18 protein-coding genes are annotated in these 13,649 nt (G+C 71.4%); 13 read left to right on the top strand and 5 right to left on the bottom strand.

Annotated elements, in window-relative coordinates:
• From DLJ47_RS01945 to DLJ47_RS01930, 4 genes are all read right to left on the bottom strand, one after another.
• Nucleotides 1-428: cellulose binding domain-containing protein (locus tag DLJ47_RS01945; RefSeq protein WP_199235649.1), on the bottom strand; the 428-nt coding region annotated here is incomplete at its 3' end.
• Nucleotides 429-578: 150 nt separating this feature from the next.
• Nucleotides 579-1,988 (bottom strand): carbohydrate-binding protein, encoded by a 1,410-nt coding sequence (locus DLJ47_RS01940; RefSeq protein WP_109898384.1) that lies wholly within the window; start codon nucleotides 1,986-1,988, stop codon nucleotides 579-581.
• Between the two features lie 72 nt (nucleotides 1,989-2,060).
• Nucleotides 2,061-2,816 (bottom strand): YidC/Oxa1 family membrane protein insertase, encoded by a 756-nt coding sequence (locus tag DLJ47_RS01935; RefSeq protein WP_109898383.1) that lies wholly within the window; start codon nucleotides 2,814-2,816, stop codon nucleotides 2,061-2,063.
• A gap of 91 nt (nucleotides 2,817-2,907) precedes the next feature.
• Entirely contained in the window at nucleotides 2,908-3,195 is a 288-nt protein-coding gene (locus DLJ47_RS01930) for a DUF6412 domain-containing protein (RefSeq protein WP_233257608.1), read from the bottom strand.
• Nucleotides 3,196-3,378: 183 nt separating this feature from the next.
• Here DLJ47_RS01930 and DLJ47_RS01925 point away from each other — a divergent pair, with 183 nt between their 5' ends.
• From DLJ47_RS01925 to DLJ47_RS01915, 3 genes are all read left to right on the top strand, one after another.
• Nucleotides 3,379-4,515, top strand: a complete 1,137-nt coding sequence (locus DLJ47_RS01925) for a carboxylate-amine ligase (protein WP_233257607.1) — start codon at nucleotides 3,379-3,381, stop codon at nucleotides 4,513-4,515.
• Between the two features lie 24 nt (nucleotides 4,516-4,539).
• Nucleotides 4,540-5,919, top strand: coding sequence for an FAD-dependent oxidoreductase (locus DLJ47_RS01920; protein WP_109898381.1), 1,380 nt, complete (start codon nucleotides 4,540-4,542; stop codon nucleotides 5,917-5,919).
• Nucleotides 5,920-6,094: 175 nt separating this feature from the next.
• Nucleotides 6,095-6,973: an aminoglycoside phosphotransferase family protein gene (locus DLJ47_RS01915; protein WP_233257606.1), complete on the top strand. Its 879-nt coding sequence runs from the start codon at nucleotides 6,095-6,097 to the stop codon at nucleotides 6,971-6,973.
• Here the strand turns inward: DLJ47_RS01915 and DLJ47_RS01910 are convergent, their stop codons facing one another.
• Complete coding sequence (locus DLJ47_RS01910) at nucleotides 6,974-7,783, bottom strand: Fpg/Nei family DNA glycosylase (RefSeq protein ID WP_109898380.1); 810 nt, start codon at nucleotides 7,781-7,783, stop codon at nucleotides 6,974-6,976. It abuts the gene before it with no gap.
• A gap of 378 nt (nucleotides 7,784-8,161) precedes the next feature.
• On the opposite strand from DLJ47_RS01910, the gene DLJ47_RS01905 reads away from it, so the two are divergent.
• From DLJ47_RS01905 to DLJ47_RS01880, 10 genes are all read left to right on the top strand, one after another.
• A complete protein-coding gene (locus DLJ47_RS01905; RefSeq protein ID WP_109898379.1) occupies nucleotides 8,162-8,359 on the top strand; it encodes a helix-turn-helix domain-containing protein in 198 nt (65 codons plus the stop codon).
• A gap of 269 nt (nucleotides 8,360-8,628) precedes the next feature.
• Nucleotides 8,629-8,763, top strand: coding sequence for a hypothetical protein (locus tag DLJ47_RS37435; protein ID WP_255562256.1), 135 nt, complete (start codon nucleotides 8,629-8,631; stop codon nucleotides 8,761-8,763).
• Nucleotides 8,760-8,966 carry a hypothetical protein gene (locus DLJ47_RS01900; protein WP_109898378.1) on the top strand — a complete coding sequence of 69 codons (207 nt, stop codon included), beginning with the start codon at nucleotides 8,760-8,762 and terminating at the stop codon, nucleotides 8,964-8,966. The genes DLJ47_RS37435 and DLJ47_RS01900 overlap by 4 nt, the downstream gene beginning before the upstream one ends.
• A 1-nt stretch (nucleotide 8,967) precedes the next feature.
• Nucleotides 8,968-9,525 carry a hypothetical protein gene (locus DLJ47_RS01895; RefSeq protein ID WP_109898377.1) on the top strand — a complete coding sequence of 186 codons (558 nt, stop codon included), beginning with the start codon at nucleotides 8,968-8,970 and terminating at the stop codon, nucleotides 9,523-9,525.
• An 85-nt stretch (nucleotides 9,526-9,610) separates the two neighbouring features.
• A complete protein-coding gene (locus DLJ47_RS35310; protein WP_146228003.1) occupies nucleotides 9,611-9,964 on the top strand; it encodes a hypothetical protein in 354 nt (117 codons plus the stop codon).
• Between the two features lie 220 nt (nucleotides 9,965-10,184).
• Nucleotides 10,185-10,358 (top strand): hypothetical protein, encoded by a 174-nt coding sequence (locus tag DLJ47_RS35590; RefSeq protein WP_158289763.1) that lies wholly within the window; start codon nucleotides 10,185-10,187, stop codon nucleotides 10,356-10,358.
• A 47-nt stretch (nucleotides 10,359-10,405) separates the two neighbouring features.
• On the top strand, nucleotides 10,406-11,116 hold the full coding sequence (locus DLJ47_RS01890; protein WP_146228002.1) for a hypothetical protein: 711 nt from the start codon (nucleotides 10,406-10,408) through the stop codon (nucleotides 11,114-11,116).
• The gene (locus tag DLJ47_RS01885; protein ID WP_109898375.1) at nucleotides 11,113-12,342 is read left to right on the top strand and encodes a DUF3631 domain-containing protein; all 1,230 of its coding nucleotides are present in this window, start codon (nucleotides 11,113-11,115) and stop codon (nucleotides 12,340-12,342) included. The genes DLJ47_RS01890 and DLJ47_RS01885 overlap by 4 nt, the downstream gene beginning before the upstream one ends.
• Nucleotides 12,343-12,554: 212 nt before the next feature.
• Entirely contained in the window at nucleotides 12,555-12,815 is a 261-nt protein-coding gene (locus DLJ47_RS35305; RefSeq protein ID WP_146228001.1) for a hypothetical protein, read from the top strand.
• A gap of 11 nt (nucleotides 12,816-12,826) precedes the next feature.
• Entirely contained in the window at nucleotides 12,827-13,318 is a 492-nt protein-coding gene (locus tag DLJ47_RS01880) for a hypothetical protein (RefSeq protein WP_146228000.1), read from the top strand.
• The last annotated feature ends 331 nt before the right edge of the window (nucleotides 13,319-13,649 follow it).

Raw genomic sequence — 13,649 nt, 5'->3', positions numbered from 1 at the left:
GGCTCCGGTCTCGTGGGCTCGGAGATGTGTATAAGAGGCAGGGGCGCGCCGTTCAGCAGGCAGTTGGTCGGGGCGCCCGGGCCGCTGCCCAGGAAGCCGAAGGAGACCGAGGCGCCGGGGGCGATGCTGCCGTTCCAGGACCGGTTGGTGAACGTGTGGCGCTGACCGGAGGAGGTCAGCAGCGCGTCCCAGTAACTGCCGACGGTGGTGCCGGCGGGCAGGTCGAAGCTGACGCTCCAGCCGTTGACGGTGGAGCCACCAGCGTTGGTGATGGTGTACTTCCCCTCCCAGCCCGAGCCCCAGTCGGACGTTTTCACGAAGCTGGCGGTGGCCCCGGCGGCGAACGCCGGCAGCGCCACCCACACCGCCCCCACCGCTGCGGTCAGCGCGGTGACCAGCGACAAGACCAGAGATCTGGAACGTTTCACGGCATCCTCCACACCCGGATGACATCAACAGCCATCGACGTTGGCGATTATTATTAAGACTGTTAACTGTTGTTGTCCAGAGTGGGCGCGAGCCGGCCCGAGCGGGAGCACCGGGCCGGGCCCCATGCCATGGGCCCGGCCCGGTGCCGCTCAGCGGCGGAAGGTGAACCAGTTGACGTTGACGAAGTCGTTCGGCTGACCGCTGCTGAAGGTCAGGTAGACGGTGCGCCGACCGGTGGGCCCGGCGACGTTGCCGGGGACCGAGCGCCAGCTCTGCCAGCCCCCGGTGTTGGCGATCGCGAAGCTGCCGATCGGCGGGCTGGTCGGGCTGTCCAGCCGGACCTCCACCAGGCCGCTCACCCCGGCGCCCGCGCCGGAGGCGACCCGGGCCAGGAAGTCCCGGGGCGGGGTGGCGCCGAACTCCACGTTGTCGAAGCGCACCCAGTCGCCGTTGCGCAGCGCGCCGATGTTCTGCCCACCCTCGGCGCACGCCTCGACGATGACGCCGTTCTGGGCGTTGAACGACTCCGCCTGGATGGTCGCGTACGCGTCCCGCGTACCGCCCGGGGGCGGGGTGGTCGGCGGCGGGGTGCCGCCACCACCGCGGCTGTAGACGGCGACGTAGTCGACCAGCATCGGCCGGCCCGGGACGGTGGCCGCGGTGGGCGTGGCGGAACCGGCCACCCCGTTCGGGAACGCGCCGCCCATGGCCACGTTGAGCAGCAGGAAGTAGCCGGCGTGGCTGGTCATCTGCGACCAGTACGGCTCGCCGACGCGGGACTGGCTCACGGTGTGGTAGAGCTGCCCGTCGACGTACCAGCGCAGCTGCTGCGGGCTGACCGAGGCGTCCCACTCGAACCGGTAGGTGTGGAACGCCGACTGGCAGGTGCTGCCGGGGCAGGCCCGGGACGCGCCGATGCCGTTGAACTCGTCGCACGGCCCGCCCGGGGCGACGCCGCAGTGCAGCACCCCCCACACCGAGTTGATGCCGTTGACGTTCTCCATCACGTCGAACTCGCCGATCCCCGGCCAGTTCTGGTAGTTGCCCCGGTAGGGCGAGCCGAGCGCCCAGAACGCCGGCCAGTAGCCGGCCGCCGCGGCGCCGGTCACGTTGGGCATCTGGATCCGGCCCTCGATGGCCAGCACGCCTCCGGACGGCGGCTTGAAGTTGCTGCGGACGGTCTCGATACGCGCGGAGGTCCACCGGCCGGAGCCGTCCCGCAGCGGGGTGATCCGCAGGTTGCCACCGCCGTCGTGGCTGACGTTGGCGGTGCTGTTCGTGTACGTCTGGATCTCACCGGTGCCCCAGTTGGGCGGCCCGCCCGGGTAGCTGGTGCCGGTGTCGATGATCCAGTTGCTGGCGGACGGCAGCGTGCCGGCCGCGCCGGTGAAGTCGTCGCTCCACACCAGACTCCACCCGGACGGCGGTGGCGGCACTGCCGCGTTCGCGGTCACGGTGACCCCGGCCAGGACGGTGGTGGTGGCGGTGAGCAGGGCCAACGCCAGCGGAAGCCGGCGTCGTGCGGGCAGGGCGGCAGGAGCCGCCGGGGCAGGTCGCATGGGCGTGCCTCTCTGCGGGGACGGGGCGAGAGAGCGCTCTCTCAGGAGTTGTACGGGCATCGGACGCAGTTGTCAACGTCGATCGATGTCCGCCCCCGCCGGCACCGGTTGCGGCCGGCGCAGCACCGCCTGCTCCAGCGCCGACCAGGCGGTCGTGGTGACCAGGTAGATCACCGCGGCCAGCGGCAGCACCAGCGCCACCAGCACCGTCCCGTACGGCAGCAGCGGCAGCAGCCGGGCCAGGGTGGCCGCGCCCGGGCCCTCCGCCGGGGCGCCGGCCACCGTCCCGGTCGCGGCGGCGGCGCGCCGGATCCGGCGCGACATCCACCAGGCGAGCACCACCAGCAGCGCCAGCAGGCCGCCGAACAGCGGCCCGGCGGCGCCGGCCAGCCCGTCGGTCAGGTGGTGCCCGAGCGGCACCCCGGCGAGCCGCTCGTCGAGCAGCCCGGTGCCGCCCTCGGCGGTGCTGAAGAGCCGGTACATCACCAGCAGGAACGGCGCCTGGAGCAGCACCGGCAGGCAGCCGGCGACCGGGTTGGCGCCGGCCGAGCGGTAGAGCCCGAACAGTTCGGACTGCAACCGGGCCGGGTCGTCGGCGTACCGGCGCTGGAGGTCGCGGACCTGGGGGGCGAGCGCCGCGCGGCGCCGCTCGCCGCGGACCTGCGCGACGGTGAGCGGTGAGATGAGCAGCCGGACGGCGACGGTGAGCACGACGATGGCGGCCGCGGTGGCCGCGCCGCCGGCCAGCGGTTCGAGCAGGTCGGTGAGCCAGGACAGGGCGGCGCCGGCGGCGCCGACGGCATCGTGCAGCGGTGCGAAGGCGAGCATGGTGGACCCCTCGGTCGATTCCGGTGGGCGCCCGCCGGACCGGGTCCGGACCGGGCGCGGATGATGGCGGAATCGGCCGCGCGGCGGGCGGCTACGCGGCCGAGGGGCACACCCCGGGCGCGCGCGGCCGGGGCCGGCCGGGGGCGTCCGGGTCGACCTGGCGGGGCACCCGGCGACGACGCGCACGGGCACGCAGCGCGGTGGCCCGCCCGAAGGCCGCCGGCGCACCGGCGCCGGCGACGGCGCGCACCGCGAGCAGCGTGGCCAGCAGCACCAGCGCGGCGCCGGCGAGCAGCTCGGCCGGGCGGTCCGCGAGCACGGTCAGCTGGGCGAGCGCGTACGCCCACGTCTCCAGCACCAATCCCAACGCTCCCGGCACGGGCCCAGCCTAGGACCCGTTGTCACGCCGTCGCGGGCCATCGCGCCGTGGCCGCCCACCGGGTGACCCGACACGCCACCGACGCGCCCGGGCCGGCGTTTCCGGCCGTGACCACGGTGGGTAACCACTGCCGGCACGGCGGCCGGACGGCCGTCGACGGTGCGGAAACGGATGGTGGTCACGATGAGCGGCCAGGCGGCGACGGCCCCGGACGCGACGGCGGAGGGAACCGACCTGCTGACGGTGGGCGTCGAGGAGGAGTTCCTGCTCGTCGACCCGCACACCGGGGCCGCGGTGCCCGCCGTCGACCTGGTCCTCGACCAGGTGCCGGCGGAGCTGCGCGGGCAGGTGGAACGGGAGTTCCAGACCAGCCAGATCGAGATCGGCAGCCCACCCGGGCTGGAGCTGAGCTCGATCCGGCACTCGCTGAGCCTGCTGCGGGCCGCGCTCGCCGACGCGGCGGAGCGGGCCGGCGTACGGCTGCTGGCGATCGGCACCGGGCCGGTCGACGGGCCGGTGCCGCCGGTGGTCGACAAACCCCGGTTCGACCGGATGATCGAACGGTTCCGGCTGCTGGTCCCCGGCCCCGGCAACAACGGCATGCACGTGCACGTGGGGGTGCCCGACGCCGAGACCGGCGTGCAGGTGCTCAACCACGTCCGGCCCTGGCTGCCCACGCTGCACGCGGTGACCGCCAACTCCCCGTTCGCCCGCGGCACGGACACCGGGTACGCGAGCTGGCGTTCGGTGGAGTGGGAACGCTGGCCGTCGGTCGCGCCCACCCCGTACCTGGAGTCGCACGAGCACTACCAGCGGCTGATCCGCCAGCTGATCGCCAGCGGGGTGATGCTCGACGAGGGGATGCTCTACTGGTACGCCCGGCTGTCCGCAAAGTACCCCACGTTGGAGATCCGGATCGGCGACGTCTGCCCGTCGGTGGACGACGCGGTGCTGGTCGCGGCGCTGGTCCGGGCCCTGGTGGCCACCGCGATGGCGGACATCGCGGCCGGCCGCCCGGCCATCCGCACCGACCACCACCTGCTGGTCGGCGCGCACTGGCGGGCCGCCCACGACGGGCTGGAGGGCGACGGGGTGGACCTGACCGACGGCGAGCTGCGCCCGGCCTGGCACCTGCTGGACGACCTCGTGACGCGGGTCCGCCCGGCCCTGGAGCGGCACGGCGACCTGGCCGAGGTGACCGACCTGCTGGGCGGGCTGCGCCGGCACGGCAGCGGCGCCGCCCGACAGCGGGCCGTCTTCGCCCGTACCGGCCAACTGGCCGACGTGGTGGCGGACGTCGCGCGACAGACCCGCGGCTGAGCCGTTCGTGACAGGATGAGGCGCGTGGCGCAACGGCTCGTGGTGATCGGGGCGGACGCCGCCGGCATGGCGGCGGCGTCCCAGGCCCGACGTCGCCGCGACCGCGACGACCTGGAGATCGTCGCGTTCGACCGGGGCCACTTCACCTCGTACTCGGCGTGTGGCATCCCGTACTGGATCAGCGGGCTGGTGCCGGAGCGGGACCAGCTGATCGCCCGCGCCCCGGAGACGTTCCGCGAGTCGTTCGACATCGAGGTGCGGCTCCGGCACGAGGTGACCGCCATCGACCTCGACCGCCGCGAGGTGGTCGCCCGCGACCTCGACCGCGGCGGCGAGGTCCGCGCCGGGTTCGACATGCTGATGTACGCCACCGGCGCGAACCCGATCCGGCCGGACTGGGCCGGTGGTGACGTCGGCGGGGTGTTCGGGATGCAGACCCTCGACGACGGCGCGGCGCTGCTGGGGTGGCTGGACGCCGACCCGGCACCCCGCCACGCGGTGGTGGTCGGCGGCGGCTACATCGGGGTGGAGATGGCCGAGGCGCTGATCCAGCGCGGGCTCTCGGTCACCCTGGTCGAGCGGGACGAGCAGCCGATGTCCACGGTCGACCCGGACATGGCCGAACTGGTCGTCGACGCGATGCGCACGCTGGGCCTGCAGATCCGTACCGGGCTGTCGGTGACCGGGCTGGAACAGCGGGACGGCCGGGTGTCCGCGGTGGTCACCGAGGAGGGGTCGATCCCCGCCGACGTCGTGATCCTCGGTCTCGGCGTACGCCCCAACGTCGCCCTCGCCCGGGCCGCCGGCCTGCCGCTGGGCCCGAGCGGCGGGGTACGGGTGGACCGCCGGATGCGGGTGCCCGGGGTGCCCGGGGTCTGGGCGGCCGGCGACTGCGTGGAGACGCTGCACCGGGTCAGCGGAATGCCGGTGCACGTGCCGCTGGGCACCTACGCCAACAAGCAGGGCCGGGTCGCCGGGATCAACATCGGCGGCGGCTACGCCACCTTCGCCGGGGTGATCGGCACCGCGGTGACCAAGGTCTGCGACCTGGAGGTGGGCCGCACCGGGCTGCGCGAGCGGGACGCCGTCACGGCCGGCTTCGAGTTCGTCTCGGTGATCGCCAAGTCGACGAACCGCGCGGGCTACTACCCGGGCGCCCGGCCGATGACGGTGAAGCTGATCGCCGAGAAGCCCAGCGGGCGGTTGCTCGGCGCGCAGATCGTCGGCTGGTCCGAGGCGGCCAAGCGGATCGACACCCTCGCCGTGGCGCTCTGGAACAAGATGACGGTGGACGACATGACGGCGCTGGACCTGGGCTACGCGCCCCCGTTCGCTCCGGTCTGGGACCCGGTGCTGATCGCCGCCCGCAAGGCCGTGGACGCCCTGGCCGGCGCCGGCCGCTGACCCACCCGGGCACTGCCGACGCGAGGGCTGTCGGCTCTGGGTGCGCCTGTTGACGTTGGCGCGACAACAGACGCACCCAGTCCTTCCGCTGTCAGACCGGCCAGCACGGCGCGGCGCCGGCCGCGCCGGCCGGAATTGGTTGTACGGGCCGTGCGGGCCCGGCCAGGATGGCCGGATGGACGGGGCGCTGCGGATACCGGACGGGTTGGACTGGGTACGCGGCACTCCGGACGGACGGCGGTGGCTGGCGGACCTGCCGGAGCTGCTGGCCGCCTGCGTCGAGCGGTGGTCGCTGCGGGTCGGCCCGCCCTTCGGGTACGCGTTCGCCTCGCTGGCCCTGCCGGCCGAGCTGTCCGACGGCACACCGGCGGTGCTCAAGCTCCAGTACCCGGACCCGGACAGCGTGCACGAGGCGACCGCGCTCGACCGGTGGGCGGGCGACGGCGCGGTCCGGCTGCTCGGGCACGATCCCCAGCGGCGGGCGCTGCTGGTGGAGCGCTGTGTGCCCGGCACGCCACTGCACACCGTGCCGCCGGAGCGGGCGCTCGACGTGGTGGTCGGGCTGCTGCCCCGGCTCTGGCGCCCCGCCGGGGCACCGTTCACCCCGCTGGCCGAGGAGGCGGCCGGCTGGGCGGAACGGCTGCCGGTGAAGTGGGCACGCACCGGCCGCCCGTACGAGCGGCGACTGCTCGACGCGGCGCTCGGCCTGCTGGCCGACCTGGTGCCGAGTCAGGGCGAGCAGGTGCTGGTCAACCAGGACCTGCACGCCGGCAACGTGCTCCGGGCGACCCGGGAACCGTGGCTGGTCATCGACCCGAAGCCGCTGACCGGCGAGCGGGAGTTCGGGGTGGCGCCGCTGGTCCGGGGCGGGGAGCTGGGCCACTCCCCCGCCGCCGTCCGCCACCGGCTGGACCGGCTCAGCGCCGAGCTGGGGCTCGACCGGGACCGGGTGCGTGGCTGGACCATCGGGCAGACGCTGGCCTGGAGCATCGGCGACGACCAGGTCTTCCCTCGCCAGATCGAGGTGGTCCGCTGGCTCCTCGACGGCGACTGATCACGCCGGTTGGCAGGTGGCGCACCAGTAGAGGTTGCGGCCGGCCAGCGCGCCGCGGCTCACCGCCGTGCCGCAGACGTGGCAGGGCGCGCCCGGGCGGCGGTAGACGTACACCTCGCCGCCGTGCCGGTCCACCCTGGCCGGTCGCCCCATCGCCTCGGGCAGGTGGGCGTCCCGGACGGTGTCGATCCGGCCGCTCACCACGGCGCGGGTCATCAGCGCCACCAGGTCGGCCCAGAGCCGCTCCCAGCCGGCCCGGGTCAGTTCCCGGCCGGCCCTGGTGGGCGACAGCCCGGCCCGGAACAGCGCCTCGGTGACGAAGATCAGCCCGGTGCCGGCCACCACCGACTGGTCGAGCAGCAGCGCCGCCAGCGGCGTCGGGCTGCGGGAGATCCGGGCGTACGCCCGCTCCGGGTCGGCGTCGGCGCGCAGCGGATCCGGGCCGAGCCGGTCGCGCAGCGCCGCCACCTCTGGCGGGGTGAGCAACTCGCAGGCGGTGGGGCCGCGCAGGTCGAGCCAGTGCCGGTCACTGGTCAGCCGCAGCCGCACCTGGCCGACCGGCGCCGGCGGCTCCCCCGCGCCGTCGGTGAACTTCCCGTACAGCCCGAGGTGGACGTGCAGGGTCAGCCCGCCGGCGTGGTGGTGCAGCAGGTGCTTGCCGTACGCCTCGGTGGCTTCCAGGACGGTGCCGGTGAGCCGGGCGGCGCCCTCGGCGAACCGGCCCTGCGGGCTGGCGGCGTGCACCTTGTCACCGGCGAACAGGTCGGCGTGATGGGCCGCCAGGCGGTGGATGGTGTGTCCCTCTGGCACGGGCGTCAAGGGTAGTCAGCCGTGCTCACGTCTGCCATCTGACCTGCTCGAATGACGCCGTTGGCTACCCCTGGCGTTCATGACCATCAATGACACAGGTTGTACCCCGGTTGTACCCGCGAGCAGCATGGGTCCACTTCTCTCTCCAACTTGTTCGGCACGCGTGGCCAGCGCTACGCTCGTTCGTGCAGGCAAGCCCACGGGCAGCCGGGCGCGGCACTTCGGACCATCGGTCACGCCGCCCCGTGGCTCGGGCCGCACAACTGAACAGACCATCGCACTGCCCGGGAGGGACTCGATGGCATCGACACCAAGTGATGCCGTGACCCCCGGGCTTCTTCGTCTCCGGGGCACGGCCCGACCGGAGAAGGAAGAGGGATGGCAAGGGTCATGCTCAAGCTCGGCCAGGTGGCCGAGGAGTTGAACGTCAGCATTTCCACCGCGCGCCGCCTTGTGCGGCGTGGGGATCTGGCCGGCTGCAAGGTCGGCTATCAGATCCGGGTCGCTCGCGAAGACCTTGACGCCTACGTGGCGCAGGTGCGCGCGGCAGCCGCAGCGGGCCAGCAGGCAGCGTGAGGGCTCGGCAGCCGGGCTAGATAGGCCGGCTGGCCCTGCGCCTGGTGCTGGCCGCTCTACGCCGTAGAACCGCATTCCCTATTCGCCGTCCCCACGGTCGATAATTGGCCGTGGGGCGACGATGAATTGCGCCCGGAAGAAAGATGCGCCAGAGGCCCTGCGCCTTCTGCACAGTGTTTGTAGGCCCACAAACAACAGCGCAGGAGGGAAGCGAAATGCCGAGACCGCCAAGCCGTCCGAAGGAGGTTGACCACACCGTGAAGGTGCGGTTGACCATCGAGCAGAAAGCAAGGCTGCGAATGCTGACGCGGCTCACCGGCAAGTCGGAGTCGGCCGTACTGGCGGACATCTTCTCGCTGTTCTGGGAAACGCTGGGATTGCCCGAGGCAGGAGGGACGAAATGACCACCCCGAACGAGAACGCGCGGGCGCTGCGGCGCGGCAGCATCGAAAGCGCCAAGGCGCGCGTCAAGAACAGGCGACAGAAGGTCGAGCAGGAACTGATGGACGCCCTGGAGGCGGCGGACCGGCGGCAGCGGTTGCTGCACGGCGCGGCGTCGGCGGACGAGACGGCGCGGCTGACCGCCCGGTACAAGAAGGGGATCTGACATGGCAACTCCGTTCGCGGACCACCTGGCCCGTGTCGAGAAGGCGTACGAGAACGGCGAGATCAACGACCGGCAGTACAAGCAGCTCGTGGACGAGGCCGACAAGAAGGCCAAGCCGTACGAGGACCTGATCCGCGCCTCGGCCGAGGAGCAGCTCCAGGAAGCCGAAGCCTTCGAGGCCTCCCTCACGGAGCGGTACGACGGCATCGAAAGCCGCCTCAAGGAGATCAGCATGGCGATCGCCGGAGAGGACGACCTCGGGCGGCTGCGCGAACTGCGGGACGAACTGCACCGCCTGCACCGCGAGGAGCTGAACCTGGAACGCCTGGCCAGCCAGCACGAGAGCGTCCGCGCCACCGCCGAGAAGATCAAGGAACTGCCGATCGCCTTCGTGGACACGCTGTACGACCGGTACCCGAGTCTGCTGAAGAGCTTCGACGGCTTCGGCATGCGGATCGACCCGATGGCCACCGGCCCCGGCTTCCGGGACCCCGGCGGCCCCACCGGCTTCACCAAGAGCACCCCGGACCACGCGCCCCGCGTGCGCGGTCGCCGCTGACATCAGAAAGGCGGAGAGGGCCGGGACTGGCTCACCCGACTCTCCCCGCCTTACCGGCACGCCCTTTCCACCCAAGGAGAACGCAATGTCCAGTGTAGCCCTGAGCCAGGCACAGGCCCCGGCCCAATGGTGTCCAGAACAGCTTCGCACCGAGCAGCACGAATGGGGCGTGGCAATCGATCCGAAGGCCGATTGGGCCTTGGAGCACGGCCGCCTCATTCAGCGGTGGGTGAACGACCAGCGCAGCAAGGGATGGGGTCGAGTGATGACCTTCCACGCCCTCCGCCGGAAGTTCGCCGGCCAGGTGTTCGGTGACTTCCGGATGCGCCACGACGACCCGTTCTGGGCCGTGGTGGACGGCACGATCTGCGACCTGCTGAACAGCGGGCACAGCGGCCTGATCGTCGTGCCGATCGATAAGTGCACCACCTGCGGCTGAATCGTCGTCGGGGCGCGGAAAGCCTTGTGAGCAAACCGCGCCCCGACCCGACGGACGAAGAAGGGCGGACCATCGTGCAGGTGAAGGCTAGCACTGGCGCGAGCGCGAATTGCCATCAGAATACGAAGCCCGCGAATGGCGCTCGAAAAGAAAGACGGAAGAACGGGGCTGCGGGCTCTGTAGTTTATTTGCAGCAAGCTCCATGCATTGAGGAGAAGCAATGGAACAGCAGATCAACCCGAGCGACGTTGGCCGGTACTTGGCGCGCAAGCGCTGGGACAAGGCGACCCCGGAACAGCGCAAGGCACAGGGCGAAGCGCTTGCTGCGGGGCGGCGCAAGGCTCGGGCCAAGCGCAGCAGCGAACAGGGCTCACTACCTGACCGCGACAAGTAAGCGTCAGGGCCGGCTGGCGGGCCGACCCTGGCAGGAAAGAGGCAACTGTGAGGCAGCATAGCGTCCCTGCTCAGCAGGGCCAGCGTCCAAATCCGCGGGTCCGATTCGACTGCGCGTACACGTACCGAGCACCGAACGGCCACGAGCTGTTCCAGCACGTGCGCTGGCGGACAGACGATGAGCGCGGCAAGAGCTTCAGCTACCGCTGGCGACCGCACCCGTCCGCGCCGTGGATCAAGGAGAAGCCGAAGACGGACACGGCAGGCTTCGAGGCTGACCACTATCTGTGGCAGCTCCGCGCCGTACGCCGGGCGGTCCGGGCCGGTGAACCGGTGTGGTGGCCCGAAGGCGAGCGTGACGCGCTGGAGCTCGGTCGGGCAGGCGTCGTGGCGACCAGCCATCACGGCGGGGCGTGCAAGGTCAGCCCGGAGCAGTGCGCGTGGCTGCGGGGCGCGGCCGGGGTGGTGCTGCTGGCCGACAGGGACGCCGCTGGGGCCGCCTGCGCCCTCCGTCGGTACGAGGGGCTACTAGAGCACGCCGGGCTCAGGCCGTGGCAGGTGCGCGTTCTACGAGCCGCCACGGGCAAGGACGCGGCTGACCACCTCGCAGCCGGGTACGGCCTGGCGGACTTCGTGCCGGTCAGCCTTACCACCCTGCGGCGCAAAGCGGCCGAGTACACACCGGAGACCGCAGCGGCGGCCGGATACATGTACGTCGGGCTCACGGTCATCGTTGGTGGAAGGCGGATCACGCTGTGACCGCGCAGCGACGGAAGACCCGTCAGCAGATGCCAGCGCTGCCCACCCCGCGTGTCCGCGACCAGGTGCGCGCTCGGCCCCGGTATGGGCGCTGGCTGCTGGACCAGGTGCACGACACCCTGCGGCGGTTCGTGATCCTGCCCAGCGAGGAGGCGTACGACGCGGTGACGCTGTGGGTCGCGGCAAGTCACGGGGTGCCATGGCTGGACACAGCGCCACGGCTGGCCATCATCAGCCCCACCAAGCGGTGCGGGAAGAGTCGCCTGATCGATGTGTGCGAGTGCTTGTCGTTCAACCCGCTGACCACAGCCAACACCACGGTTGCGGCGCTGGTGCGCTCCATCTCCCCGGTTGACCCGCCAACCATCTTCATCGATGAGGCTGACACGGTGTTCGGCACGAAGAAGCAGGCCGAGAACAACGAGGACTTGCGCGGCATCGTCAACAGCGGGCACCAGCGCGGGCGGCCGGTGCGGCGGTGGGACGTGCGGCGTAACCGGGCCGAGGAGTTGGAGACCTTCGCCTTCGCAGCGCTGGCCGCCATCAAGGATCTGCCCGACACGATCATGGACCGCGCCGTAGTAGTCCGCATGCGCCGCCGGGCCAACGACGAGAAGGTGGAGCGCTTCCGCCTCAGCCGCAACCGAGAGGAGTTGGAGGCGCTTGGTGCCAAGGTCAATCGTTGGCTGCGGTCGTACTCGGAGGAGCTGAGCAAGGGTGTCCCCGAGGACGCCATGCCGGTAGAGGACAGGGCGGCGGACACCTGGGAGCCACTGATCGCGGTGGCCGACCTGGCGGGCGGCAAGTGGCCTGACCGGGCGCGGGCTGCGGCCAGGGTCATGACCGGGGCCGAGGCTGGCGAAGCTGCCAGCGGTGACGCGGCCGGGCTGGAGCTGCTCCAGGATCTGCGGACCGTCTGGTACCCGGAAGAGGACAAGGTCCACAGCAACACCATCGTCAACCGCCTCATCAACATCGAGGGCGCTCGGTGGAGCAACTACCAGTACGGGCGGCCGATCAATCAGTACGAGCTCGCCCAGCTCATCAAGCCGTACGGCATCAGCCCGAAGAGCGTGCGCGCAGGTGCGGACAAGGCCAACCGCAAGGGCTTCGAGCGGCATGCCATTGAGGAGGTGTGGCGGCGATACCTCCCCGAGGAACAGCCCCGTAGCGCCTCTGTTGCGCCTGGCCAGCGAAGGTCCGCAACAAGGAAAGTCCGTGTCTAGCTGGGGAAACGGGCCTCTGTTGCGGCTGTTGCGCCTGTTGCGGAGTTGGTGCGCAACAGCGTCCCAACCCCCTATATAAGTAACGCGAGAAACAATATATGTAAATGTGTAAGGCAATAGTTAGGTAGGGGTGAGAGAAGTTGAGGCGGACAGATTCAGGCGCTATGGCGCAACAAGGCGCAACATCCGCAACAGAGCAGGTGGGCGGCCGAATGGCTGGAGCAACAGCGCCGCAACGCAGGGGCAACAGGTTCATTCCCATCGAGCAGAAGGTGCCAGCGGAGCGGCAGTGCGACCCGGTGAAGTGGTACGCGCTCATCAAGGAGATGGAGGCGTTCCGCGAGAAGACCGGCATGGGCCTCAGCCGCACGTGGGCGTACGTCAACCGAGGCCAGTACGAGGAGGCCCGCCGGGACTTCGACCGAGTCTTGCAAGAGCACGGCATGCGGTTCGTCACCCTGGCCGACTACTGAGGAGATGCGAGATGACTGAGCGCAAGCGCAGGCGTACGCGCCTCGCCGCCGTGCCGCCCCAGAAGATGGACGAACCCCATGGAGAGGTCGCACCCCGTGCGGCCGACGACCGGGAGGGCAAGTGCACGGCACACAACCGGCGAGACGAGCTGTGCGGCAACTACGCGATCCCGGGCGGCAAGGTCTGCGTCATGCACGGCGGCAGTGCTCCGCAGGTCCGCAAGGCAGCCGCGCTCCGCCTGCTCGCCCTGGCCGACCCCGCCATCACCGCGCTCGCGGAGGTGGTCCGGAGCGCCCCGAAGGAGTCTGACCGCGTACGGGCTGCCACGGCCATCCTCGACCGAGCCGGCCTCGGACCTAGCTCCAAGATCGAAGTTGAGGCCAAGAAGTGGGAAGAGGTCTTCACCACGATCGTGGATGACGAGGACGACGAGGCCCCGGCCTGGCGGCGGGACCGCTACGCGGACCCGGAGGACCACGAGGAAGACGATCCGGCCGGCTAGCGGCCTCCATACGCTGCGTGCGGGGCGGGCAACTGAACTGGATCCGGCCCGCCCCACCGCTCGCGCCCACGAAGCCACCGACTCGCGTTCGGGCGGGCGGGCACGCAGCGTAGTCAGGAGGAGAGTTGGCCCACTACCGGCACCTGACCACGACCCCGCTCGTATGCGGGCACGACTTCCGCGCGGAGGTGCGACCACGGCCCGGCGAGCGGGTGTGGTGCCACGGGTGCTTCGGCTACCGGCACGTCGGCCCGCCCGGATCCGACCCTGTCCCCGCTCCCCGCCCACGGCTCGGCACGCACTGCGCCAAGGGCCACGAGTTCACGACGGA

Source organism: Micromonospora sp. S4605 (assembly GCF_003176715.1).
In the GTDB taxonomy this organism is placed as follows: domain Bacteria; phylum Actinomycetota; class Actinomycetes; order Mycobacteriales; family Micromonosporaceae; genus Micromonospora; species Micromonospora echinaurantiaca.
This window is presented reverse-complemented; position numbering and strand designations above follow the sequence as displayed.

What these genes read in the sequence shown, in the direction of transcription:
- DLJ47_RS01940 (WP_109898384.1), bottom strand. Translation starts at nt 1,988, where the DNA reads ATGCGACCTGCCCCGGCGGCTCCTGCCGCCCTGCCCGCACGACGCCGG.
- DLJ47_RS01935 (WP_109898383.1), bottom strand. Translation starts at nt 2,816, where the DNA reads ATGCTCGCCTTCGCACCGCTGCACGATGCCGTCGGCGCCGCCGGCGCC.
- DLJ47_RS01925 (WP_233257607.1), top strand. Translation starts at nt 3,379, where the DNA reads ATGAGCGGCCAGGCGGCGACGGCCCCGGACGCGACGGCGGAGGGAACC.
- DLJ47_RS01915 (WP_233257606.1), top strand. Translation starts at nt 6,095, where the DNA reads ATGGACGGGGCGCTGCGGATACCGGACGGGTTGGACTGGGTACGCGGC.
- DLJ47_RS01905 (WP_109898379.1), top strand. Translation starts at nt 8,162, where the DNA reads ATGGCAAGGGTCATGCTCAAGCTCGGCCAGGTGGCCGAGGAGTTGAAC.
- DLJ47_RS01900 (WP_109898378.1), top strand. Translation starts at nt 8,760, where the DNA reads ATGACCACCCCGAACGAGAACGCGCGGGCGCTGCGGCGCGGCAGCATC.
- DLJ47_RS01895 (WP_109898377.1), top strand. Translation starts at nt 8,968, where the DNA reads ATGGCAACTCCGTTCGCGGACCACCTGGCCCGTGTCGAGAAGGCGTAC.
- DLJ47_RS35310 (WP_146228003.1), top strand. Translation starts at nt 9,611, where the DNA reads ATGTCCAGTGTAGCCCTGAGCCAGGCACAGGCCCCGGCCCAATGGTGT.
- DLJ47_RS35590 (WP_158289763.1), top strand. Translation starts at nt 10,185, where the DNA reads ATGGAACAGCAGATCAACCCGAGCGACGTTGGCCGGTACTTGGCGCGC.
- DLJ47_RS35305 (WP_146228001.1), top strand. Translation starts at nt 12,555, where the DNA reads ATGGCTGGAGCAACAGCGCCGCAACGCAGGGGCAACAGGTTCATTCCC.
- DLJ47_RS01880 (WP_146228000.1), top strand. Translation starts at nt 12,827, where the DNA reads ATGACTGAGCGCAAGCGCAGGCGTACGCGCCTCGCCGCCGTGCCGCCC.